This is a genomic window from Azospirillum sp., assembly GCF_050789165.1.
The window spans coordinates 111,074-131,915 of sequence record NZ_JBOZRT010000020.1 but is presented as its reverse complement, the minus strand read 5'-3'; the positions used below and the strand labels follow the sequence as shown (position 1 = coordinate 131,915).

Here is a 20,842-nt window from a genome sequence, read left to right as displayed (position 1 = left end):
CCCCCGGCGGGGGGGGGGGTGGTGGGGGGGGGCCCCCCCCAACACGAGGACCTACCTCAGCAGATCCTCGAGCCGCATCACCCGTGCCGCCGGCAGCCGCACGGTCACCGTGGTGCCTTCGCCCAACGCGCTGTCGAGGCGCAGGCTCCCGCCGTGCAGTTCCACCAGCCGCTTGGTCAGCGGCAGGCCGAGGCCCGTACCCTCATGGCGCCGGGTCATCGACTGGTCGACCTGGCTGAAGCGCTCCAGCGCCTTGGGGATGTCCTCCGGCGCCATGCCGACGCCTTCGTCGCGCACCACGAACTCCAGCCCGCCATCGTCCGCGCGCCGCGCACCCACCGTCACCTGGCCGCCGGTGTCGGAGAACTTGACCGCGTTGGACAGCAGGTTGACGAGGATCTGCCGCAGCCGCAGCTCGTCCACCCGCAGCGGCGGCAGGTTGCGTTCCAGGTCCAGCGTCACCGCCACGCCGCGCTTGCCGGCCTGCATGGCGATCAGGTTGAGCGACTGGCCCAGCACGTCGGCGACGTCCACCGGCGCCTCGCCCAGCTGCAGGCTTCCCGCCTCGATCTTCGAGATGTCCAGGATGTCGTCGATGATCCCCAGCAGATGCTCGCCCGACTGGCGGATCGACGAGGCGTATTCGGTGTAGCGGTCCAGCGCGTCGGGGCCGAGCAGGCGCATCTCGATCACCTGGGCAAAGCCGATCACCGCGTTCAGCGGCGTGCGCAGCTCGTGGCTCATGGTGGCGAGGAAGGCCGACTTGGCGAGGTCGGCGGCCTCCGCCGCGTCGCGGGCGCGGATCAGCTCCGCCTCGATGCGCTTGCGCTCGGTGACGTCGCGGACGATGGCGGTGAACAGCCGGCGCCCCTGCACCTCCAGGGCGGCCACCGACAGCTCGATGGGGAACAGAGTGCCGTCGGCGCGGCGCGCCCGGATGTCGCCGATGCAGCCGCCGGCCACCGGCTTGCCCGGTTCGCCGGGCGCGCGCAGGTAGGCCTTGTGCCGCTCCACCACGTCGCCCGGGATCAGCCGGTCGAGCCGGTGCCAGACGATCTCCGCGGCGCCCAGGCCGAACATCGCCTCGGCGGCGGGGTTGAAGCTGTGGACGATGCCTTCCTCGTCCACGGTCAGGATGGCGTCGGCCGCCGCCTCGACGACGGAGCGGTTGCGCGCCTCCGCCACCATCAGCGCCTCGGCGGTGCGCACGTACTCGCTCATGTCGGTCAGCGAGCCGATGCAGCCCTGCAGCGTTCCCTCGGCGTCGCGCACCGGCGTGGTCTGCAGGAACACCGCCGCCGTGGTGCCTTCCGCACCCAGCAGGCGGCAGTTGGTCATCAGCGCCACGCCGGTGGACAGGCAGCGCGCCCACTCCTCCTCGATGCGCGGGCGGTCGGCGGGATGGACGGCGGCGATCCAGCCATGGTCCATGATGTGCGTCGCCGGCAGGCCGGTCAGCACCGCCATGCGGCGGTTGGCGAACAGCATCCGCCCGTTCGCGCCGACGCGGAACATCCCCACCGGCGCCGCCTCGGCCAGGGTGTGGTACAGCACCTCGCTCTCACGGCGCCGCCGCTCGGCCTCGACGCGTTCGGTGATGTCGCGGATGTTGCCGACCATCCCCCGCACCTCGGGGTCGTCCAGCAGGTTGCAGCCGGTGGCCTCGACGTGCCGCCAGCCGCCCTCGGAATCGCGCATGCGGAAGGCGCTGGTGCCGAAGCTGCCCTGCGGCGAGGCGGCGCGGAAGGCCAGACGCTCGGTCAGGGCGACGCGGTCGGCGGGGTGCGCGAAGTCCGCCAGCGGCCGGCCCATCAGAGTCTCCGGCGTGTGGCCGAACACCTTGCGCACGTTGTCGCCGACGAAGGTGAAGCGCCCGTCGCGCGACAGAACCCCCATCACGTCGGAGGAGTTCGCCAGCAGGGCGCTGAAGTATCGCTGACTGAGCTGCACACCAAGTCCCATCCGGGGAGGACACGTACGGCCGACACGCCGCACGCGCACGGTCAATCCTCAGTATGGTTTAAACACTAATTATTACCCACCGATGACCAAGCCGTAACAGAGGCCGCCTATCCAAGCGCGGCGAGCGCGTCCGTGGTGGCGTCCGGCGCCTCGACCATCACCATGTGGCCGATGTTCGGCAGCACGGTGGCCGTGCCGCCGCGCACCAGCGCCGCCAGCGCCTTGCCCGCCTTGGCCGGCGTCATGCGGTCGAGCGCGCCCAGCAGGAACAGCGCCGGGCAGGCCACCCTGGCCGCCGCCTCCGCGCCCTGCGCGTAGGCGTTGCAGGCGGCGAGGTCGATGCCCAGCACGCCCGGCGCCTGCCGCCCCATCAGCCGCCGCCCGGCCGGCAGCAGCGCCAGCCCCGGCGCCGGGTTGCCGCCGACGTGGCCGCGCGGCCCGAAGCCCCAGCCGGTGACGAGGTCGATGGCGAGCGGGTCGTTGTCGGCCGCCGCCTTCAGCAGGTCGGGGTGCACCGGCATGCGCTCGGCGACGCCCAGCAGCGCCAGCCCGGACATCCGGTCCGGGTGCCGCGCCGCGGCGTCGAGGGCCACCAGCGCGCCCATGGAGTGCCCGACGAGCACCGCGTTCGCCGCCCCGGCGGCGTCCAGCAGCGCCATCACCCAGTCGGCCATCGCGGCGATCGTGCCGAGCGGCGCGCCGCCGGAGCGGCCGTGCCCCGGAAGGTCGACCGCCAGCACCGACCGGCCGTGGTGGGCGAGATAGCGGCTTTGCAGGCTCCACACCGTGTGGTCCATGCCGGCGCCGTGGATCAGCACCACCGACGGCAGGTCCGGGTCGAAGGGGCGGCCGCCGGTGTGGGCGAAGACGGGGGCGCCGTTGACGGTCAGGTCCATGGGGTCAGCCTTTCTCTCAGGCTTTCTGGGCGGCGCGCAGCGCCTGGCGCAGGTCGTCGATCAGGTCGTCGCAGTCCTCCAGCCCGATGGACAGGCGGATCATCTCCTCGCCGACGCCCGCGGCCTTCAGCGCCTCGGCGTCGAGCTGGGCGTGCGTGGTGCTGGCCGGGTGGATCACCAGCGACTTGGCGTCGCCGACGTTGGCGAGGTGCGAGAAGATCGTCAGCGCCTCGATGAAGCGCTTGCCGGCGGCGCGCCCGCCCTTGATGCCGAACGACACGATGGACCCCGCCCCCTTGGGCAGCAGCGCCGAGACCAGCGCGTGGTCGGGGTGGTCGGCCAGTTCCGGATAGCTGATCCAGGCCACCGCGCCCTTCTCGTTGTACAGCTCCGATTCCAGGAAGCCGACGACGCGGCGGGTGTTGTGGATGTGCCCCTTCATGCGCAGCGGCAGCGTCTCCACGCCTTGCAGGATGTGGAAGGCGTTGGTCGGGCTCATGCAGGCGCCGAAGTCGCGCAGGCCCTCGGCGCGGGCGCGCATGATGAAGGCCGACGGGCCGAACTCCTCGACGAAGTCGATGCCGTGGTAGCCGGCGTAGGGCTCGGTCATGGTCGGGAACTTGCCCGATGCCTCCCAGTCGAAGGTGCCACCGTCCACCAGCACGCCGCCGATGGCGACGCCGTGCCCGCCCATCCACTTGGTGGCCGAGTGCATGACGAGGTCCGCCCCGTGCTCCAGCGGTCGGCACAGGTAGGGCGTGCAGAAGGTCGAATCGATCAGCAGCGGCACGCCGGCGTCATGGGCGATCCGCGCCACCTCGGGCAGGTTCAGCACCTCCAGGCCGGGGTTGCCGAGCACCTCGCCGAACAGCAGCCGCGTTTCCGGCCGGACGGCGGCGCGCCATGCGTCGAGGTCGCGCGGGTTGACGAAGGTGGTCTCGATGCCGAAGCGCGGCAGCGTGTAGGCCAGCAGGTTGCGGCTGCCGCCGTAGATCGAGGCGGACGCGACGATGTGCCCGCCCTGCCCCATCAGCGTGGTGACCGCGAGGGTCAGCGCCGCCTGCCCGCTGGCGGTGCACACCGCGCCGACGCCGCCCTCCAGCGCCGCGATGCGCTCCTCCAGCACCGCCACGGTGGGGTTGGAGATGCGGCTGTAGATATGCCCTGGCCGCTCCAGGTTGAACAGGGCGGCGGCGTGGTCGGTGTCGCGGAAGACGTAGGAGGTGGTCTGGTAGATCGGCACGGCGCGCGCCCCGGTCGCCGGATCGGGCTGCTGCCCCGCGTGCAGGCTGAGCGTGTCGAACTTCAGGAACTTCGCCTCGGCCATCGCCCGGCCTCCCTACCCTGGTTATGGGCGGGGAGCGTAGGGGGGGCGCGGGAAAGCGTCAAGCCACCGGCTCGACCCCCAGCACCGTCTCCTCGGCCAGCCAGTCCACCACCTTGTGCAGCGCCTCCCAGCCGGTGGCGCCGGCCTCCAGGGCTTCGTTGTAGATGGCGACCTGGCGGTGCGCGCTGGTGCCGCGGCGGACGATGTCGCGGGCGTTCTCCAGCTCCGCCTGGCAGCCGAAATGCTCGGCGTCCTCGCGGACCAGATCCAGGATCTCTTCCAGCAGGTCGGGGTAGGCGACGATCTCGCCGCGGCCGAAATCGACCAGCCCGTCGTCGAGGCCGTAGCGCTGGGCGCGCCAGCGGTTCTCCTCGATGAACAGGTTCTTGTAGGGCCGCCACGCCACGTTGCGCAGCTTCAGCCGCCACAGCATGCGCAGAAGGCACTGGTACAGCGCCGCGATGGTGATGGCGTCGTCGAGGCGCGTGCAGATGTCGGTGATGCGCATCTCCAGCGTCGGGAAGCGCGTCGACGGGCGGATGTCCCACCACAGCTTGGTGGCGTCCTCGATCACCCCGGTCTTCACCAGCACGTTCACGTGGTGCAGGTATTCGCCGTAGCTGTCGAAGGCGTCGGGCATGCCGGTGCGCGGCAGCTCGTGCCACACCGACAGGCGGTAGCTCTTGCGTTCCATCACCCGCCCCCGCCAGAACGGCGAGGAGGTGCTGAGCGCCAGCAGGTGCGGCAGGAAATAGCGGATCTGGTTCATCAGGTCGATGCGCAGGTCATCGTCCTCGATGCCGGCGTGCACGTGCATGCCGCAGATCATCAGCCGCCGCGCCGGGGCGCCGAGGTCGCGCGCCAGCATGTTGTAGCGGTCGCGGTTGGTGTGCTTCTGCGGCTCCCACGCGGCGAAGGGGTGCGTGGAGGCGGCGATCGGCGCGAGGCCGTAGGCGTCCGCCACCCCCGCCACCGTGCCGCGCAGCCGCGCCAGCTCGGCCCGCGCCTCCTGGACGGTGCGGCAGACCGGCGTGCCGACCTCGATCTGGCAGCGCAGGAACTCCGGGTGGATCTGGTCGGGCGCCTTGGCCTGGCAAGCCGCCAGCATCTCCTCCGGCGGCGAGGGGACGATGTCGCGGGACGCGCGGTCGACCAGCAGGTATTCCTCTTCGAGACCCAGGGTGAAGGCCGGTTCCTGCATGCGTCAATCGTCCCGTCGCGGATGGTGTTCGATGCGGTACAACGCCGGATCGGCGAGGATGGGGGCAAGCGCGTCGCCCAGCACGTCGGCCCATTCGGCCACGCCGGCGCTGTCGGCGATCAGGTCCTGGCGCACCTCGATCAGCACGTTGGGCAGGCCGGCGGGGGTGGCGTGCTGCTCAACGGTGCCGCCCAGCGTGTTGCGGCCGGAGTACGGCTCGTTGTCGCCCACCACCCAGCGCCCCTGTGCGCGCAGCCGCTCGATCAGCGGCAGGGGGATGCGCGGGTCGCGGTCCCACAGCACGCCGACGTGCCACGGCCGCTCGAACCCGCGCATCACCGGCGTGAAGGAGTGGATGGAGACGATCGCCGGCACCACCCAGCCGCGCTCGTCCTTGTCGTGCAGGGACGCGACCATGGTGGCGACGGTGTCGTGGTAGGGGCGGAACAGCGCGTCCACCCGCTGCCGGACCTGCTCCGGCCGCAGGCCGCGGTTGCCGGGCACCACCACGTCGTCGCTGATCGCCGGGACCAGGGTCGGGTCCTCGAGCGCGCGGTTCGGGTCGATGACGAGGCGCGAGTAGCCGGAGAGCACCGCCGGCGCGTCGAAGCGCGCGGAGAGCAGCTGCGTCAGCTCGGCGACTCCGATGTCCCAGGCGATGTGGCGGACCAGCTGCTCCGGCGGCAGGCCGAGCGTGCCGAGCGCCTTGGGGATGGCGCACGACGCGTGGTCGCAGACCAGCAGGAAGGGCGCCGTGCCGTCGCCGTTGAGGACGCGGACCGCCGGCGGATCGTCGTCGCCCAGCAGCGGCGGCAGGCTCTGCCCGGCCGGCGCGGCGTCGGCCGGAGCATCGTCGCTGGCGGGCTCGCAGGGGGAGGAACGCAGGGTCATGGCACCAACTGTATCGCGGACGAACGAAAGGGCAAGCCGAAGCCGGCTTGCCGGAGAACCGGCGGACCGCCAGCTTTATTCCGTCCTGTCATTATGGGAAGCCCGCGCCATGCGACCACAGTCGGCCGTCCTGCTGTTGCTGCTTGCCGGCTGCACCCCGGTGATGGAGACCGCCCTGCACTTCGCCCCGCCCACGAGCGAGGAGGGGCGCCAATGCGTGGCCCGCTGCCAAGCCGAACGCGCGCCCTGCGCGCAGTCCTGCGACCGACGCGAACGGCTGTGCCTGAGCGACGCGGAGTCGCGGGCGATGCGCGACTACAACATCGACACCGATCCGGACAGCGGCCGCAACCGGCGGGCCGGGTCGGGCCTGACGTACTTCGACTACGCGGACCGGTACCGGAGGCTGTGCTCCTTCACCGGCTGCCGGGACGCGTGCACGGCGACGTACCGCAGCTGCTTCGAGGCCTGCGGCGGGACGGTCACCGAGACGCGGGTGTGCGTGGCGAATTGCGGGTGAGGGCCTGCGCCGGGCCCCCACCCTGCCCCTCCCCCGCGAAGTGGGGGAAGGATGGGAAGGGGGCCCGATGCGGCTACTCATCCGGCCCTCAGGCCCCCTCCAACCACATCCTCAGCGCCACCGCGTTGTTCCGCGCCTCATCCTTGGCCGCATAGAGCAGCGTCACCTCGCCCGCATCCAGCAGGCGCCGCAATTCCGCCACCGCCGCCTGCGCCGCCGCTCCTTGCAGTTCCTCGGCGTAGGCGGCGCGGAACTCCTGCCAATCCTCCGGATGACCGTGGAACCGCTTGCGCAGCGCATCGCTGGGCGCGATGTCCTTGAGCCACAGGTCGATGCCCGCCTTGTCCTTGGAGATCCCGCGCGGCCACAGCCGGTCCACAAGAATACGCACGCCGTCGCCCGCCTCGGGCGCGTCGTACACGCGCTTGATCGCCGGCGCGGTCATCGGAACATCCTCACCATCATCTCCGCGTCGTGGTCGACGCCGTCCACCCGCAGCGAGCGCCGCATCACGCCGTACGGCTCGAATCCGAGATTGCGGTAGAAGCGGCTGGCGCGGTCGTTGCCGACGGCGACGTACAGCTCCACCTGGTCGACCTCCCGTTCGGCGCACGCCAGCACCGCGCCCAGGATCGCGCCGGCCAGCCCGGAGCCGCGCTGCCCCTCGCGCACGTACATGCCCCAGACCATCGCCACGTGCCGGCGCTTGAGCTGCGGAAACCGCTGCATCGTGGCGATGCCGGCCAGCTCGCCGTCCACGAAGCCGCCGAACACCGCCAACTGCTCCAGCCGCGCCGCGAAGGCCGAGGCCGGCAGGTCGCACTCCTCCTCATAGGACGCAGCGAACGCCGCGGGGTGGGCGCGCAGCGCCTCCAGGTGCAGCGCCCGATAGGCCTCCGCGTCGGCGGCCTCCAGCCGCCTGACGGACGTTTCCGTGCTCATCGCCCGCTCCTCCCGTCTTTATTTGCATCTACAAATGATGTAGATACATACATCCATGAGGAGCCGCATGCAACATCGCAAGACCCTCCGTACCGACGCCGCGGCGCTGGGCGCCGCGTGCGCCGGCTGGAACAGCCGCCTCGCCGCCCGCCGCATCACCCAGTTCCTCGACCGAGAACTGGCCGGGAGCGGGCTCAGCACCGCGCAGCTCGGCCTGATGGCGCAGATCGCCGCCTCCTCGGACGACACGCTGGGCGCGCTGGCGCGGCGCAGCGGGCTGGACCAATCGACGCTGTCGCGCAACCTGCGCACGCTGGAGACCGCCGGCCTAATCGAGATCGCCGCGGTGGAGAGCGACCTGCGCCGCCGCGCCGTCTGGCTGACCGAAACCGGCGCCCGCCGGCTGGAGGCGGCGCTGCCGCTGTGGCGCGCGGCGAACGACAAGCTGGCGGAGCGCCTCTCCCCCGACCTCGCCCGCCGGCTGGCGGCGGAGAGCGAAGGCCTGACCGACGCGTGAGGTCCCGCAAGGACCGCCCCGTCGTTGCGCCGCCGCTGCCGACACGACAGGACGATAGTCCCACATCGCGCTCCTCCGGCGCCCCGCCATGCAGCACACCTCCGCCGTCCGTTCCAAGGCGCCTCATTCCGTTTCATGCCAAATCCTTAGCGCTCGAACCAAGTGCCGCGCGGCGGCGCATGGACGGTCCCGCGCACCCCGTTGCCACGGCAGGAAGATCCGCCTAAAGTCGCCGGCGTGCAGCCGCCGCCCCTGCACGACGGTGCGCCTCGGCACGCACAGTGCGCCGCGCAAACGAGCCATGCCGTCGCCCCGTCTGGCGCAGGGTCGGCTGCCCGACTATAAGGCCCCCATGCCCGACGCCAGCCATGCCGCCACCGCGCACAGCCACGCCGACCGCACCGCCCGCATCGCCCTGGTGGCGCTGCTGGCCGGCGCGCTGGGCATCGCCTTCTCGCCGATCTTCGTCCGCCTGTCGGAGTTGGGGCCGACCGCCACCGCGTTCTGGCGGGTGGCCTTCGCCGTGCCGGCGCTGGCCCTGTGGATGCGGCTGGAGCCGGACTCCGGGCCGCGCTCGCGCCGGCCGTCCAGCATGGCGGACTATCTGCGGCTGACCGCGGTCGGGCTGTTCTTCGCCGGCGACCTCGCCAGCTGGCACTGGTCGATCAAGTATACCTCGGTGGCCAACGCGACGCTGCTCGCCAACTTCGCGCCGATCTTCGTCGCGCCGGTCTCCTGGCTGCTGTTCAAGGAGCGCTTCACCCGCACCTTCATCGCCGGCCTCGTCCTCGCCATCGTCGGCGCCATCGTGCTGATGGGACAGAGCTTCAAGCTGTCCATGGACGCGCTGTTCGGCGACGCGCTGGGCCTCGTCACCGCCATGTTCTACGGCGGCTACATCCTGACCGTCGGGCGCCTGCGCTCCGAGTTCTCGACCGCCACCATCATGACCTGGAGCGGCGGCGTCACCGCGGCGGCGCTGCTGCCCATCGCGCTGTACTCGGGCGAGAGCCTGGTCGCCGGCACGGCCTACGGCTGGGCGATCCTGCTGGGCCTCGCCCTGTTCAGCCACGCCGGCGGGCAGAGCCTGATCGCCTACGCGCTGGCGCACCTGCCGGCGTCCTTCTCCTCGGTCAGCCTGCTGGTGCAGCCGGCGGCCGCGGCGGTGCTGGCCTGGGCGCTGCTGGGCGAACCGCTGGGGCCGTGGCAGGCGGCGGGGGCGGTGATCGTTCTGCTGGGAATCCTGTTGGCACGACGGGGATCCCGATGAAAACGCGCAAGGCGGTCAGTATTCCTGACGGGTTGACGCACCACGTGTGCGCGGTTACGGAATCGGAGTGAGGTCCATGACGGGAGTTTCCAGCGTGTCCGACGACAGTCCCGCCACCGGTTCCGACAGCACGCAGCGCGTCTCCGACTGGGTGGCGGAGCGCATCCTCGACCGCATCGGCAAGGGCGAGCTGGAGCCCGGCCAGCGCCTGCCCGGCGAGCGCCAGCTGGCCGAACAGCTGAACGTCTCCCGCGTGTCGGTCCGCGCCGCGCTGCAGAAGCTGAAGACGCAGGGCTTCCTCACCGCCGTGCAGGGCGGGGGCACGCGCGTGGTGTCCTCGGCCGGCGGCATGGACGGCGCGCTGACCGAGATGGTGCGCGTCCAGCTCGCCAACCTCTACGACCTCGTCGAGATCCGCATCCAGCTGGAAACCTGGGCTGCCCGCCGCGCCGCCGAGCGCGGCAGCGAGGAGCAGATCGCCGCCATCGGCCACATCGTCGCCACCATGTCGAAGCCCGGCGGCAACCGCAGCGCCGACGACATGGACTTCCACCTCGCCATCGGGCGCGCGGCGTCGAGCCCGGTGTACCTGCACCTGCTCTCCACCATCCGCGAGACGCTGGGCCAGATGGTGGAGTTCCACCATTCCCCCGCCTTCGCGGTGGACGAGGAGCGGATGTACCAGCACCACGTCGCCATCCACACGGCCATCGCCGCCCGCCGCCCCGACGACGCCGCCGAGGCGATGCGCGAGCACCTCGCCTGGGTGCTGCGCCGCTATCAGGACATGGGCTCCAAGGGCCCGACGCCGTTGTCGGCGGGAACGGGAGCCGGCAACCCCGGTTGACATCCGCGCCCATACCCTTCAGGTGATTGGCCGACCGGTCCCGGTCACCGAACCGCCCTCCCCCGCGCCGCCGATCAGGAAAAGACCATGACCCGCACAGGCAGCTCGATCCGCCGCTTCCGCCTGACCAAGATCGTCGCGACGCTCGGGCCGTCGTCGTCCTCGCCGGAGATGATCCGTCGGCTGTTCGAGGCCGGCGTCGACATGTTCCGCCTGAACTTCAGCCACGGCAGCCACGACGACCACGGCGAGCGCGTCAAGGCGATCCGCGCCCTCGAGCGCGAGACCGGCCGCCCCATCGCCATCCTCGCCGACCTGCAGGGGCCGAAGCTGCGCCTCGCCACCTTCGCGGGCGGTCCGGTCGAGCTGACGCCGGGGCAGAGCTTCCGCCTCGACCTGTCCAAGGAGCCGGGCGACGCCACGCGCGTCGGCATGCCGCATCCAGAGATCTTCGCGGCCCTGGAGCCCGACGCCGAACTGCTGCTCGACGACGGCAAGGTGCGGCTGCGCGTCGTCTCCTGCGGGCCCGACCACGCCGACACCGTGGTGGTCAGCGGCACCCGGCTGTCCGACCGCAAGGGCGTCAACGTGCCGGGCGTGGTGCTGCCGCTGTCGCCGCTGACCGAGAAGGACCGCGCCGACCTCGCCTTCGCCCTCGACCAGGGGGTGGACTGGGTGGCGCTCAGCTTCGTGCAGCGCCCGGAGGACGTCGCCGAGGGCCGCCGGCTGGTCGCCGGGCGCGCCGCGCTGATGTGCAAGATGGAGAAGCCGCAGGCGATCCAGCACCTCGACGAGATCATCGAGATGTCGGACGGCCTGATGGTCGCCCGCGGCGACCTGGGCGTGGAGCTGCCGGCCGAGGACGTGCCGTCGATCCAGAAGCGCATCGTCCGCGATTCGCGCCGCGCCGGCAAGCCGGTGATCGTGGCGACGCAGATGCTGGAATCGATGATCGCCAGCCCGTCGCCGACGCGCGCCGAGGCGTCGGACGTGGCGACCGCGGTGTTCGACGGCGCCGACGCGGTGATGCTGTCGGCGGAGACGGCGTCCGGCTCCTACCCCATCGAGGCGGTGTCGATGATGGACCGCATCGCCCGGCGGGTCGAGCAGGACCCGATCTACCGCACCATCATGGACGCCCAGCACCCCGACCCGCAGCACACCGCCGCCGACGCCATCACCGCGGCGGCCCGGCAGGTGGCGCACACCATCGAGGCGGCGGCCATCGTCACTTACACCACCAGCGGCTCGACCACGCTGCGCGCCGCCCGCGAGCGGCCGGACGTGCCGATCCTCTGCCTGACCTCCAGCATCGAGACGGCGCGCCGGCTGGCGCTGGCCTACGGCGTGCACAGCGTGCAGACCGAGGACGTCGAGAACTTCTCCGAGATGGTGCAGAAGGCCACCCGCATCGCCTTCGCCGACGGTCTGGCGAACGAGGGCCAGCGGCTGGTCATCACCGCGGGCGTGCCGTTCGGCACGCCGGGCAACACGAACATCCTGCGCATTGCGTGGGTGGAGGGGTAAGCCGCGCACCGGCCCCCCTCCTAACCTCCCCCCATCTTCGACGGGGGAGGAACTCCGCCGTTTTGCTCCCTCCCCTACGAAGTGGGGAGGGATGGGGTGGGGGCCCAGCGCCCGCACTTCACCGTCCCCGCGCCAGCACCCCTGGCGTGTACCCGTAGCTCCGCTTGAACAGCCGGGTCAGGTGCGCCTGGTCGGCGAACCCGGCGTCCGCCGCGGCGTCGGCGATGGCACTGCCCGCGGCGATCAGCGCGTGCGCGCGGGCCAGCCGCGCCTGCATCTGCCAGGCGTGCGGCGGCAGTCCATAGGTGCGGCGGAACGCCCGCAGCAGGCGGAACCGCCCCACCCCGGTTGCCGTCTCGAGCTCCGCCAGCGTGACCGCCTCGGCCAGCCGGTCCGCGAGGTGGTCGCGCACGCGCAGCGCCACCCCGGCGTCGGGACCAACGGGCAGCGGGCGCGGACTCTGCGCCGAATGCGCGCGGATCAGGTGGCCGAGCGCCGCCACCGCCCGGCTCTCGCGCTCCAGCGGTCCGGCGCCGTGCAGCGTGCGGAAGAAGCCGGCGACCAGACGCACCGCCCGCGCGTCGCCGATCACGCCCGAGGCGAAGTCCGGCGGGGCGGACGCCCGGTCGTCCAGCTCGGCGCGGAGGCCGGCCAGGGCGGCGGGGGCGACGTGCACGGTCCAGTAGGACCAGCCGCGCTCGTCGGCCTCGCCGGTGTGGACCTCGCCGGGGTCGGCGAGGCACAGCGTGCCGGCCGGCGCCACCAGCCGGTCGCGGCGGTAGGCGAAGCGGTTGGCGCCGCGCGTCACCAGCCCGACCGTGTAGTCGTCGTGGAAATGCCTCGGGAACGAGCGGCGCACGTCGGCGCGCAGCACCTCGACGCCGCCCAGCACATCGGCCACCCGCCAGCACCGCACCCGGTCGCCGTCCACCGCCACCTCCCTCACGGCACGCGCGCCGTGGCCTTGAAAAAGGTATAGCAGAACGCGCCGCGCCCGTCCGCGTCGGTCGCCAGCAGGTCTGCGATGCCGCGCTCCCAGGCATCCGGAGCGACGCCGCGCTCCATCGCCTGGGCACGCACGCCGTCCACCATCGGCACGATGATCCGCCGCACGAAGCCTTCGCGCAGCGCCGGGTTTCCCGCGTCGGCGTAGACCATCCGCGGCGACACCCGCACGTCGGTGAAGCCGGCGCCGGCCAGCAGCCCGTGCAGCCGCCGCCCGATCATCGGATCGCCGCCGAGCCGGCGCTGGGCCCCCACCAGCTCGTCCCACGCCGCGAGCGCCTCGGGCGTCTCCGGGTGGAAGCGGCAGGAGCCGTGGTCGCCCTCGATCACCATGACGGTGCCGCCCGGCCGCACCATGCGCCGCAACGCCGCCAGCGCCGGCTCGGGGAGCGCCAGATGCTCCAGCAGAAAGCAGACGAAGGCGTGGTCGAAGGAGGCATCCGGGAACGGCCCGGCCAGCAGGTCGCCCTGCCGCCACGCCACCGCCGCCCGCCCGCCGAGCCGGGCGCGGGCGAGGTCCAGCTGCCCGGCGTCGATGTCCAGGCAGGTCAGGCGGATGCCGGGGGTGCCGTCCAGCAGGACGCCGGTCTGCCCCCCGGTGCCGCAGCCGGCCTCCAGCACGCGGCTGCCGGGCGGAAACACGGTGTCGTGATGCAGCAGCGGGCGCAGGATCGCCGCCTGGTCCGACAGCCGCTCCGCCTCGCGAGTCGAATAGCCGTGCACGTAACCGCCCATGCCCTGCCCCATCGTCGTGACGGGGGAAGGCTAACGGGATGGGCGGCGGGGCGTCTTGAACGTTCTTGCAGCGGCTACAGCGCCGCGCCGGCCAGCTGCTTGCGCAGCTTGTCGACCTGCTCGCGGATGCCGGTCATGTGCGGGTTGATGGCGAGCGCCGCCTCGAAGGCCTTGAGCGCGCCGGCCGGCTCCTCGATGGCGAGGTACACCAGCCCCAGCCCGGCCAAGGCCGCGAAGTGGCGCGGCTCCAGCGACAGGGTCTTGCGGATGTCGGCCACCGCGGCCGGGTAGTCGCCCAGCAGGTAGTGCGCGTTGGCCCGCTTGTTCCAGCCCTCCGCGTAGTCCGGCGCCATCGTGGTGATGCGCCCGAACAGGGCAACCGCGCCCGCGAAGTCGTCCTTGTGCAGCAGTTGGACGCCGGCGCGCATCAGCGTCAGCACCTCGCGGCCGGGATGATCCAGCCAGATCGTCCAGATCTGGTCCTCGATGGCGTCCGCCGCGGAGTCCGTGGGCGCCGCGCGCAGCTGGTTGAAGAGATCGCCCAGCCGCGTGTCGTCCTGCCGGGCGGCCGCGGGCGTGGCGAAGGCGAGGGAGCCGGCCAGGACGAACGCGGCCGTGGCGGCCCGAAGAGAGGTGCAAGCGAGCGTCATTCATCAAGGGTGGGAGGTGCGAAACCCCGTCACCAGGGACGCTTTTGTGGCTCACCCGTTGGGGGTGGCCTCCAGCTCCGCGGCCAGCGCGGCGCGCACCTCGGCGAAGGCGCCGGCCAGTTGCGGCAGCGCCGCCGGCACCTCGGCCAGCCGCCCGCTCCGCGCCATCGCCTCCAGCCCGGCGAAGGAGTCCGCCAGCACCCGCGCGCCGATCTGCCCGCAGGCCCCCTTGAGGTAGTGCGCGGTGGCCTGCACCAGCGCGGCATCGCCGGCCTCGGCCGCCGCGGCGATCTCCGCCAGCTTGGTTTCGGTGTCGCGCAGGAAGACCGCGGCCGCGCCGCCCAGCAGATCGGTGCGGGTGCGCCGGCCAGCCTCGCGCAGCTCCGCCAGAACCCCGGGATCCAGGAGTGGAGTGGCGGACGGCGGGGGAACAGCGGCGGACGGCCCGGCCGGTTCCGCTCCGGCGGTCCAGCGGTCGATCATGGCGCGCAGCTGCTGCTGCGAGTACGGCTTGCCGAGCCAGTCGTCCATGCCAACGGCGCGGCAGCGCTTCAGGTCCTCCTCCATCACGCTGGCGGTCACCGCGACGATCGGAACGTGCCGGCCGCCGGCCTCGCGCTCCAGTTCGCGCAACGCGCGCGTCGCCTTGAAGCCGTCCGACACCGGCATGTGGCAGTCCATCAGCACGAGGTCGTAGCGCGCGCGCCGGAACGCCTCCACGGCCTGCCGGCCATCGTTCACCACGTCGGCCTCATGGCCGAGCGAACGCAGCAGGTGCCCCAGCAGCGTGCGGTTCACCTCGTTGTCCTCGGCCGCCAGGATGCGCAGCGCGCGCGGCTCGGGGGCGCCGGCCACCGCCGGCACGGTCAGGCCGTCCGGCGGCGGCCCGGCGGCGGGGGCGACCGCCTCGAGCCGCGCGGTGAACCAGAAGGTGGAGCCGACGCCCGGCGCGCTCTCCACGCCGATGGCGCCGCCCATCAGCGTCGCCAGCTGCCTGCTGATGACGAGGCCGAGGCCGCTGCCGCCGTAGCGCCGGGTGACGGAATCGTCGGCCTGGACGAAGGCGGCGAAGATGCGCGCCTGGGTGTCGCGGTCGATGCCGATGCCGGTGTCCGCCACCTCGACGCGGATCAGCGGCCCGCCATCCGCCCCCGTCGCCGGGGCGGCGCGCACCGTCACCTGCCCGTCCTCGGTGAACTTGACGGCGTTGGACAGCAGGTTGCCGATCACCTGGCGCAGCCGGACCGGGTCGCCGCGCACCCAGCGCGGCAGGCCCGGCGCGAAGTCGCAGGACAGCGTCACCCGCCGCTTGCGCGCCGCACCGGAGAACAGCTCCACCGCGTCCTCGACCAGACGCCGGAGGTCGAAGTCGCTGATGGTCAGGGTCATGCGCCCGGCCTCGATCTTGGAGAAGTCGAGGACGTCGTCGATGATGTCCATCAGCGCCACCGCGGAGCCGCGGGCTATGGAGGCGAGCTGGCGCTGCTCGTCCGTCAGGTCGCCCTCCAGCAGCAGCTCCAGCATGCCCATCACGCCGTTCATCGGGGTGCGGATCTCGTGGCTCATGTTGGCGACGAAGCGCGACTTGGCGCGGTTGGCGACGTCGGCCGCCTCCTTGGCCTGGCGCAGCTCGGCCATGGCCGATTCCAGCCGTTCGTTGGCGGCGGCAAGGGTGCGGGTGCGTTCCCACACGGCGTCGCCGATGAAGCGGAAGACCAGGATGCGCAGGGTGAGGAACAGCGCCAGCGCGATGGCGGCGCCGACCGCGAAGGCGATCACCGCGTTGACCAGCACCGGCCACAGGCTGACCGTCAGCTCGATCCGGCCGACTGGCCGCAGCCCGTCCACCACCGTCGCCTCGCGCGTCAGCGTCGGCCAGCGTGGCGCGCCGGGCACCCGCGCCACCTCCCGGCCGGCGCCGTCGTACAGGCGTTCGTCGTAGGTGTTCTCGGCCAGCGGCTGGTCGGCGAGGATGTCGCGCAGCCGCTCGACCATGAAGGGCCAGTGTTGCGGGTAGGTGCCGACGAGGCGCGACGCGCCGTCGGCGGAAAACTCGACATGCGCCTGGGCGCGCGTCGCGGTCTCCACGTAGCCGGCGACGAAGACGCCGAGCGGCAGCGCCACCGCCACCACCGCCGAGACCGCCATCAGCACCCACATCAGCACGCGGCGCAGCCAGCGCGCGCGCCGCACGAAGGGTTCCGACAGCAGCTGGAGGGGGAGCCTATCCATCGGCGCCGCCGGCCGGCAGCGCGCCGCGACGGAGCATGGCCTCCCGCCCCTCGATCGGGCGGGAGACGACCACGAAACCCCAGGCCGTCGCGCCGGGCTTGGCCCCGAGGGTAATGTGGAGCGCGAGGACCCAGCGTGCCCGTGACCGCGCGCCGACCATCGGCCCTTCCCCCGGAAAACCTTAGCTGGATAAAGGTTTAATCCAGCGGGGCGACCGGGCGCAAGGGTTGTGCAGACTGCGAATGATCACCAGCGGCGCAGCGGGCCGACATCGACATGGACGAAGTTGCTGCTGGGGTAGTAGCCGACGCCGCCGGCGCGCAGGCTCAGCGCCGCCTTGTGCAGGGTGCGCAGCGGCATGCCCGGCAGGCGGATGTCCACCGCCTTGCCTTCCATGTGGTAGCTGTGCGTGGCGACGCCGTCGGGGTCGCTTTCCTGCAGAAGGGCGTTGGTCTGCGGCGAGCGGTAGCCGGACACCACCTGGATCGGGCCGCGCGCGCCGACGCGGTGCTGCAGGTGGAACAGCACGTCCATCAGCCGCGGGTCGATGGGGTGCACGGCGCCGTTGCGGTGGTCGCGCATCAGGCGGTTGATCTCGCGCATGCCCTCGCGCAGATAGCGGCCCTGCGCCCAGTAGGCGGCGCGGACCTGTTCGCCGGTGTGCAGGTTGACGAAGGTGAGCTGCCGCGGCGGCGCCTTCATCAGGGCGTGGGATTCCTCAGGGTGGAGCACCGTGGCCGCGGCGGCCGCGGCGAAACCGAAACGCAGAAGCTCCCGACGACCGATGGTCATTGCCGGATTGGAGAGGGCGCCCTCATCCGCCATATGGCCTCCTTCACGCACTTGCCCGCCCGCCTAGGACGGGCCATTACTCCGAATGAACGGGCTCTTTAGGCGTGCGCTACCCCCTTCTTGTCAAGCGACCATAGGTTAACGGCCGTGTTAACGCTCCCATTTCCCCGCCCTTTCGTGTTTCGTTCCTGTAACGAAAAGGGCACAGAAAGTCCGCGGCGCAGGCAAAATGCGTCGACTCGGGGGCGAATCGGAGATTCAGAATGAATCGCAGCGATCGCCGCGGCGGCTAGCGCACCTCCGCGACGCGTTGCGGGGTGCTGCTGCGGCGGGCGAAGGCCTCGAGCATTTCGGGGTCGCGGCCATAGACGTCCTCGCGGAACTGCACGGTACCGGCCGCGTCCACCCAGGCCGTCTGGTAGACGATGTGCACCGCCACCGGGCGCTTGACCGTCACCGTCTTCGTCTCGCGCGTGTCGATCTGGCGCTGCCGGCGCTCGGGCGGCCACTCGGCGGTGCCGGCCAGCACGAAGTCGGCCAGTTCCATCGGCCTGCCGACGCGCACGCAGCCCGACGACAGGGCACGCATGCTCTTCTCGAATTTCCAGCGCTCCGGCGTGTCGTGCAGGTAGACGTCGAAGTCGTTGGCGATGTTGAACTTCACCCGGCCGAGCGCGTTCCCCGGACCGGCGTCCTGGCGCAGGCGCAGCTTGCCGATGCCGCCGCCCAGGCTCTGCCAGTCGATATCGCGCGTGTCGACCCGCGGCGCGTCGGCGGACCAGCTGGCGAAGACCGAGATCCCGTGGCTCTCCAGATAGCCCGGGTCCTTCAGCAGCTTCGGCAGGTAGTCCTCCTTGGCCAGCTTGACCGGCATCGTCCAGGTCGGGTTCAGGATGATCGACCCGATCGAGCTGGACAGCACCGGCGTGCGGCGCGCCTTGGTGCCGACGATGACGCGCATCTCCTGAACCTGGGCGCCGTCCTCCACCGCCTTCAGCGAGAAGTCGGGGATGTTCACCACCACGTGGCGCGGCCCGAAGTCGTCGGGCATCCAGCGCAGCCGCTCCAGGCTGGCGACGATCTGGCCGATGCGCTCGCCCACCGGCGCGTTGAGCGCCGCCAGCGTCCCGACGCCGACCACCCCGTCGGCCAGCAGCCCGTGCCGGGCCTGGAAGCGCTCCACCGCCGCGCGCAACGCGGGGTCATAGAGGTCGGCCGTCGCCGCAGCGTCGCCCTCGAACTCGCCGGTGACGGCGAGGCGGCGGCGCAGCGCCGGCACCGCCGGGTCGCGCATGCCCGGCTCCAGCTTCGCCACGCGGAAGCCCGGCACCGCGGGCCAGCCGCCGGCCGCCTCCAGCGCGCGGAACCGGGCCAGCGCGGCGCGCAGCGGGGCGTATTCGGGACGCACCGGCATCGCCTCGGCCAGCACGGCGCGCGGGTCGGCGGTCTCGGCAGCGCGCACGGCGAGCGCGGCGGCGTCGATGGAAGGCGGCTTGACCTCGGCGTAGTCGGGGCTGATCGCCTTGGGCGGGACGCGCCCGGCGCGCAGGTGCGCGGCGTACTTCATCACCGCGTCGGTCAGCAGCAGGTCGAGGGCCACGCGCTCCTCCACCGTGTCGGCGTCGGGCAGCGCCGCGGCGAGGATCTCGGCGTGGTAATCGGTGGCGTTCAACCCCTCCGCGCCGGCGGCGCGCAGCAGTTCCAGCACCGGCGCCACCGCCGGCGTCGGCGCGCCGTCCGTGGCCAGCCACAGCGGGCGGGACTCGCGCCCGGCGTAGACGCGGCGGACCGCGGCGAGGTCGAGCGGCCGGCCGGAGACGGCGCGGTCGTCGGAGCCGAGGCGCGCGGCGATGGCGGCGGACAGCCGTTCGGTCTCCTGCGCCGATGCGCCGGCCGGCGCCAGGACGAAAAGGACGAGCAGCAGTCGCGCGAGACGGGTCATCGGGGCCTCTGGGTAGGCCGGTTGCTTAGGCCAAGCAATTGGTGCCTGTCCAGAAGGTGTTTCCCATACGCCGCACACCGTGGCATGACAGCCACACCTTCTCATCACCCCTGCCCCTTTCGCGCGTTCGATTCCGTTTAGGCTTCGGTAAGGAATGTGCGTGCATAGTTACAGCAGCGAAACCGTGCGTTGCGGTGTGCCTCCGTGTCGACGCAGACCGTAGTAATCCCCCCTCCTGGTTCCCCCCTCCGGCCGGAGCGCCTCTCCGAGGTGCTGGACCGGCACATGCGCTGGGTGACCGGGCAGCCGGGCGGCGTGCGCGCCAACCTGGCGCTGGCCGACCTGGAAGGGGCCGACCTGGCGAACCGCGACCTGCGCGCGGCGCGGCTGGTCGGCGCGCGGCTCGTCAAGTGCCGGCTGCACTGCACGAACCTCGCCGGCGCCGACCTCTTCTGCGTCGACCTGTACGAGGCCGACATCACGCGGGCGAACCTGTCGCAGACCGACCTGCGCGGCGCCCGGCTGCGCGCCGCCGACTTCACCGAAGCGAACCTGCGCGGCGCCGACCTGTCCGCCGGCAGCACGGCGGCCAGCAAGGCGGCGCTGCGCCCCGACCGCGACGGCGTGCACGCCGAACTGCGCACCATGGTGCTGGAGCGCGTCGGCCCCGCCACCGCGCGCAGCGCGCGCGGCGTGTGCACCGACATGACCGGCACGGTGCTGCGCAAGGCGGTGCTGACCGAGGCGGACCTCAGCGACAGCATCCTGCAGAACGCCGACCTCAGCGGCGCCGTGCTGCTGAACGCCAACCTGAGCAACGCCCGCCTCAACGGTGCCAACCTGTCCGGGGCGACATTGACGGGTGCGGTGTTCCGTGACGCCGACCTTGTCGGCACGCGGCTGGCCGACGTGGATCTGGCGCAGGCCGATCTGGCCGGCGCGCGGATGACGCGGCCGATCGACGCCATGGGCTCGGAGATCCAGCGCGCCATCTTCGACCACGAGCGCTGGATCGAGAGCGGCGGCCAGCGCGGCGAGCGGGCGGAGCTGGACGGCGCCGACCTCAGCCGCGCCGACCTGCGCGGGGTGAACCTCAGCGCCGCCTCGTTGCGCGGCGCCAATCTGGCCGGTGTGGCCCTGGGCGGGGCACGCCTGATGATGGCCGACCTCTCCGGCGCGAACCTGGAGGAGGCCAACCTGATCGGCGCCGACCTCGCGGGCGCCAACCTCAGCTACGCGCGGCTGGAGGGCTGCGACCTCACCGCCGTGCACCTCGGCCCGGCGGAGATCCGCGACCCCAGCGGCAAGTCCACGGGCCGCTCCTGGGCCGCCAACCTGATGGGCGCCAACCTGACCCGCGCCTTCCTGACCGGCACCTGCCTGGTGCAGGCGAACCTCAGCGACGCCAACCTGGAAGGCGCCGACCTGGAGGGCGCCGACCTCGCCGGCGCGAAGCTGCTGCGCACGCAACTGTCCGGCACCGGGGTGCGCCGGCGGTAACGCCCTCTTCCGGCGAGAGAGACACTCTTTTTCCGGTTGCATTCATACGCATGTTTCGCGAAGCGTAGGAGAGAACACGCTCCAGG

Annotated in this window: 19 protein-coding genes; 6 read left to right on the top strand and 13 right to left on the bottom strand. The window is 72.1% G+C overall.

Features of this window, described 5'->3' with window-relative positions; genetic code table 11:
• Positions 1-51 precede the first annotated feature (51 nt).
• The 5 genes from ACRWK7_RS03815 to ACRWK7_RS03795 all read right to left on the bottom strand — a co-directional run bounded on the left by ACRWK7_RS03815 (position 52) and on the right by ACRWK7_RS03795 (position 6,277).
• A complete protein-coding gene (locus tag ACRWK7_RS03815; protein WP_431854849.1) occupies positions 52-1,950 on the bottom strand; it encodes a PAS domain-containing sensor histidine kinase in 1,899 nt (632 codons plus the stop codon).
• 119 nt (positions 1,951-2,069) lie between these two features.
• Positions 2,070-2,858, bottom strand: coding sequence for an alpha/beta fold hydrolase (locus ACRWK7_RS03810; protein ID WP_431854848.1), 789 nt, complete (start codon positions 2,856-2,858; stop codon positions 2,070-2,072).
• A 16-nt stretch (positions 2,859-2,874) separates the two neighbouring features.
• Positions 2,875-4,185, bottom strand: a complete 1,311-nt coding sequence (locus ACRWK7_RS03805; RefSeq protein WP_431854847.1) for an O-acetylhomoserine aminocarboxypropyltransferase — start codon at positions 4,183-4,185, stop codon at positions 2,875-2,877.
• Between the two features lie 58 nt (positions 4,186-4,243).
• On the bottom strand, positions 4,244-5,386 hold the full coding sequence (locus ACRWK7_RS03800; protein WP_431854846.1) for a carboxylate-amine ligase: 1,143 nt from the start codon (positions 5,384-5,386) through the stop codon (positions 4,244-4,246).
• Between the two features lie 3 nt (positions 5,387-5,389).
• A complete protein-coding gene (locus tag ACRWK7_RS03795; RefSeq protein WP_431854845.1) occupies positions 5,390-6,277 on the bottom strand; it encodes an N-formylglutamate amidohydrolase in 888 nt (295 codons plus the stop codon).
• A 109-nt stretch (positions 6,278-6,386) separates the two neighbouring features.
• Here ACRWK7_RS03795 and ACRWK7_RS03790 point away from each other — a divergent pair, with 109 nt between their 5' ends.
• Complete coding sequence (locus tag ACRWK7_RS03790) at positions 6,387-6,797, top strand: hypothetical protein (protein ID WP_431854844.1); 411 nt, start codon at positions 6,387-6,389, stop codon at positions 6,795-6,797.
• Positions 6,798-6,885: 88 nt separating this feature from the next.
• Here the strand turns inward: ACRWK7_RS03790 and ACRWK7_RS03785 are convergent, their stop codons facing one another.
• Positions 6,886-7,242, bottom strand: coding sequence for a DUF488 domain-containing protein (locus tag ACRWK7_RS03785; RefSeq protein ID WP_431854843.1), 357 nt, complete (start codon positions 7,240-7,242; stop codon positions 6,886-6,888).
• On the bottom strand, positions 7,239-7,739 hold the full coding sequence (locus ACRWK7_RS03780) for an N-acetyltransferase family protein (protein ID WP_431854842.1): 501 nt from the start codon (positions 7,737-7,739) through the stop codon (positions 7,239-7,241). Before ACRWK7_RS03780 ends, ACRWK7_RS03785 begins: the two co-directional genes overlap by 4 nt.
• A 67-nt stretch (positions 7,740-7,806) precedes the next feature.
• On the opposite strand from ACRWK7_RS03780, the gene ACRWK7_RS03775 reads away from it, so the two are divergent.
• From ACRWK7_RS03775 to pyk, 4 genes are all read left to right on the top strand, one after another.
• The gene (locus ACRWK7_RS03775) at positions 7,807-8,256 is read left to right on the top strand and encodes a MarR family winged helix-turn-helix transcriptional regulator (RefSeq protein ID WP_431854841.1); all 450 of its coding nucleotides are present in this window, start codon (positions 7,807-7,809) and stop codon (positions 8,254-8,256) included.
• A 301-nt stretch (positions 8,257-8,557) separates the two neighbouring features.
• A complete protein-coding gene (locus tag ACRWK7_RS03770; protein ID WP_431854840.1) occupies positions 8,558-9,526 on the top strand; it encodes a DMT family transporter in 969 nt (322 codons plus the stop codon).
• 76 nt (positions 9,527-9,602) lie between these two features.
• A complete protein-coding gene (locus ACRWK7_RS03765; protein ID WP_431854839.1) occupies positions 9,603-10,373 on the top strand; it encodes a FadR/GntR family transcriptional regulator in 771 nt (256 codons plus the stop codon).
• Positions 10,374-10,460: 87 nt separating this feature from the next.
• Entirely contained in the window at positions 10,461-11,900 is a 1,440-nt protein-coding gene (pyk, locus tag ACRWK7_RS03760; protein ID WP_431854838.1) for a pyruvate kinase, read from the top strand.
• Between the two features lie 118 nt (positions 11,901-12,018).
• Here the strand turns inward: pyk and ACRWK7_RS03755 are convergent, their stop codons facing one another.
• The 6 genes from ACRWK7_RS03755 to ACRWK7_RS03730 form a co-directional block, all read right to left on the bottom strand.
• The gene (locus ACRWK7_RS03755) at positions 12,019-12,831 is read right to left on the bottom strand and encodes an AraC family ligand binding domain-containing protein (protein ID WP_431854837.1); all 813 of its coding nucleotides are present in this window, start codon (positions 12,829-12,831) and stop codon (positions 12,019-12,021) included.
• An 11-nt stretch (positions 12,832-12,842) separates the two neighbouring features.
• The gene (locus ACRWK7_RS03750; RefSeq protein ID WP_431854836.1) at positions 12,843-13,640 is read right to left on the bottom strand and encodes a methyltransferase domain-containing protein; all 798 of its coding nucleotides are present in this window, start codon (positions 13,638-13,640) and stop codon (positions 12,843-12,845) included.
• A 74-nt stretch (positions 13,641-13,714) separates the two neighbouring features.
• Positions 13,715-14,290: a tetratricopeptide repeat protein gene (locus ACRWK7_RS03745; protein WP_431854835.1), complete on the bottom strand. Its 576-nt coding sequence runs from the start codon at positions 14,288-14,290 to the stop codon at positions 13,715-13,717.
• Positions 14,291-14,341: 51 nt separating this feature from the next.
• Positions 14,342-16,522, bottom strand: a complete 2,181-nt coding sequence (locus ACRWK7_RS03740) for an ATP-binding protein (RefSeq protein WP_431854834.1) — start codon at positions 16,520-16,522, stop codon at positions 14,342-14,344.
• Positions 16,523-16,768: 246 nt separating this feature from the next.
• The gene (locus tag ACRWK7_RS03735; protein ID WP_431854833.1) at positions 16,769-17,347 is read right to left on the bottom strand and encodes a DUF882 domain-containing protein; all 579 of its coding nucleotides are present in this window, start codon (positions 17,345-17,347) and stop codon (positions 16,769-16,771) included.
• A gap of 256 nt (positions 17,348-17,603) precedes the next feature.
• On the bottom strand, positions 17,604-19,256 hold the full coding sequence (locus tag ACRWK7_RS03730; RefSeq protein ID WP_431854832.1) for a L,D-transpeptidase family protein: 1,653 nt from the start codon (positions 19,254-19,256) through the stop codon (positions 17,604-17,606).
• 285 nt (positions 19,257-19,541) lie between these two features.
• Between ACRWK7_RS03730 and ACRWK7_RS03725 the strand changes: the two genes are divergently transcribed.
• On the top strand, positions 19,542-20,756 hold the full coding sequence (locus tag ACRWK7_RS03725) for a pentapeptide repeat-containing protein (protein ID WP_431854831.1): 1,215 nt from the start codon (positions 19,542-19,544) through the stop codon (positions 20,754-20,756).
• Positions 20,757-20,842: the final 86 nt, after the last annotated feature.